This window comes from Streptomyces katrae (genome assembly GCF_000966975.1).
Taxonomy (GTDB): domain Bacteria; phylum Actinomycetota; class Actinomycetes; order Streptomycetales; family Streptomycetaceae; genus Streptomyces; species Streptomyces katrae.
This window is the reverse complement of the sequence record NZ_JZWV01001517.1, coordinates 1-2,357: the sequence shown is the minus strand read 5'-3', so window position 1 is coordinate 2,357 and position 2,357 is coordinate 1. Positions and strand designations below refer to the sequence as shown.

General features: G+C 72.8%; 2 protein-coding genes. One reads left to right on the top strand and one right to left on the bottom strand.

What is annotated here, in order from left to right; translation table 11 throughout:
* Positions 1–471: 471 nt before the first annotated feature.
* Positions 472–1,107, bottom strand: coding sequence for a hypothetical protein (locus VR44_RS38820; RefSeq protein ID WP_045952395.1), 636 nt, complete (start codon positions 1,105–1,107; stop codon positions 472–474).
* A 295-nt stretch (positions 1,108–1,402) separates the two neighbouring features.
* On the opposite strand from VR44_RS38820, the gene VR44_RS38815 reads away from it, so the two are divergent.
* Positions 1,403–2,314 carry a LysR family transcriptional regulator gene (locus VR44_RS38815; protein WP_045952394.1) on the top strand — a complete coding sequence of 304 codons (912 nt, stop codon included), beginning with the start codon at positions 1,403–1,405 and terminating at the stop codon, positions 2,312–2,314.
* Positions 2,315–2,357 lie beyond the last annotated feature (43 nt).

The following is a 2,357-nucleotide window of genomic DNA, read 5'->3' as shown; positions in this document are numbered from 1 at the left end:
GGCCGCCGGGCCCTCCGGCACGCTCGCCCCGGTGTCGGACCGCTCGGCCGCGGGCGAGGGGGCGGCCCCTAGAGCCATCGGTGCCACCGCTGCGACCGCGGTGGCCACGGCCATGTGCTTCACGTTCACTTCTTCGTCCCTACCTGGTGCGGTTCGCTTGCGCTCACCCTCGGTCCGGAAGGCCGTCCCGCAGTAGGGCCGTCGACCCGATGGACCCATAGACCAGGCCTGTGCAGGCCGGAAACACGGTCGGCCCGACCGTGCCGCTCCCATAGGACAGGGCTATGGACACATCGGTCCGTCCCCCCTGGGCAGGGGGTGCCGCGGCGGCGATGCTGAGCCCCGGGACGTTCGGGGAACGGGGAAGAGGTGGCCCGGCCGGCCGGGCCGGACGTGGCCGTCGTCAGGAAAGGTGCTGGTGGATGCGGGACGAGTTTTCCGGAGCTACGGCACGGCGGCGGCTGGGGACCGTCAGCCGCTACCGTCTCCAGCTCCAGCCTCCGCCGCCGCCACGACGGCGTGTGCCCTTCTGGTCGCTCGCCCGCCCGCCTTCGCGCCTACCGCTTCCAGCAGACCCTTCTTCCTGGCGAGCTGGATGTGTGACTTGACGGTTCCGAGCGGCAGGCCGGTGATGTCCACCAGGCTGCGTACGGGGGAGCGGTTGCCGGCATCCGCCAGGCGCTCGTAACGAAGGGCGACCGCCGCGAGGTATGCCTCGGTGGGGCGGTCTGAGGTCCGCAGGAGCTCTTCCACGCGCTCTGCGAGCGGATATCTCTCGGCGTTCCCCCTCCGGTGCCCCCGGCGTGCGGCTTCGGCGGCACCGGCCGGCCGCAGCTCGCGCAAGACCGTCGTGGTCACCCCTCGCGCGACAGCGGCGGGGTCCCCGCTCGCGACCGGCTGGATGAACACGTGGGTGGGGGCGGAGCCCGCCGATCCGTGGGGGAAGAAGTGCCAGGCCTCGAAGGTGCCGTGGGCGAGCTCCTCACGCACCCAGGCTCCCCGGGCCCGCACCAGGTCCAGCAGGGGCGGCGGCGGAAGCGGACCCGTGAGGTCCGGGAGCCCGCCGTGGGCCCGCGTTGTCTCCGGATTCTGCTGCTCAGCCGCCATTCCCGCCACCGTAGTGATCCGGACGTGTCATATCCAGTTGGCGCCCACGTCATGCATCTGGATTTGACCTATCCGGATGAGTCATGGCTAGCTGTAAGGGCACCGGATGGAGCAGCGCCTGCGCCTGTCCCCAACAGACAGCGGCGCGCCCCCTGCCCACAGGCCCCTGCCGGAACCGCCGAGCACCACGGGGCCGCCGAGCGCCGGGCCGCACGGCCACCCGTTCAGACGAGGCCACGACCGGCCCGCGCCCTCCCGCGCCGGGCGAACCCACACCGACGAGGAGGCACCCTTCATGCGCATCTCGCCCCGAGTACCCGACCTCCCCGCCCTCGACCTCCTCCTCAGCGTCATCGAGCTCGGCAGCCTCGGCCGGGCCGCTCAGGCCCACAACATCACCCAGCCGTCGGCGAGCTCCCGCATCCGATACCTGGAACAGCTGGTCGGCGTGCCGGTACTGCAACGCTCCGCCCTGGGCTCCCGGCCCACGCCCGCCGGGACGCTGGTGGCGACACTGGCACGGGAGGTGATCGAGGCCGCCCAAGGCATGGACGCTGCCCTGGCGACCCTGCGCGACCGGAACAGCTCGCAGATGAGCGTGGTCGCCAGCCAGACGGTCGTGGAGTACCTCTTCCCGCGCTGGCTCAAGGACCTACGGCTGCGGACCCCCGGCCTCGCCGTGGCGCTGGACGCGGGCAACTCGGCGCAGGTGGCGGCGGCCGTCCTCGAAGGCAGGTTCCCGATCGGCTTCATAGAGAGCCCGCGGGTCCCCAAGGGGCTGGCCGGCAGAACGGTGGCGCAGGACGAACTGCTGGTTGTGGTCGCGCCCCGGCACGCCTGGGCCGGCCGTTCGGCGATCACGATCGAGGAGCTGGTGTCCGCCGAGCTGATCCAACGCGAGCAGGGATCAGGCGCCCGCACCGCCTTCGAGCATGCCGTGAGGGCTCACGCACCCGGCTGGAGGCCCGCACCCCTGCTGGAACTCGCCTCCACGACCGCGATCAAGAACGCCGCCATGGGCGGAGTGGGACCCGCCGTGATGAGCTCGCTGGCCGTCGCCCACGACCTGGCGGCCGGAACCCTGACCGCCGTCACCGTGTCCGGACTGCGCATCCGGCGCCGCCTGCGCGCCGTCTGGCCCGCCGGGCAGCGCCCCGTCGGCCCCGCCCGCGACCTCTGCGCCATCGCCTGCCTGCCCCACCCCTAGAACGGCCACCCCAGCCACCTTGCCGCCCGCCCCCGCTCCCGAC

Bases quoted from the DNA above. Each gene is read 5' to 3' on its own strand.
- VR44_RS38820 (WP_045952395.1), bottom strand. From the start codon at position 1,107: ATGGCGGCTGAGCAGCAGAATCCGGAGACAACGCGGGCCCACGGCGGG.
- VR44_RS38815 (WP_045952394.1), top strand. From the start codon at position 1,403: ATGCGCATCTCGCCCCGAGTACCCGACCTCCCCGCCCTCGACCTCCTC.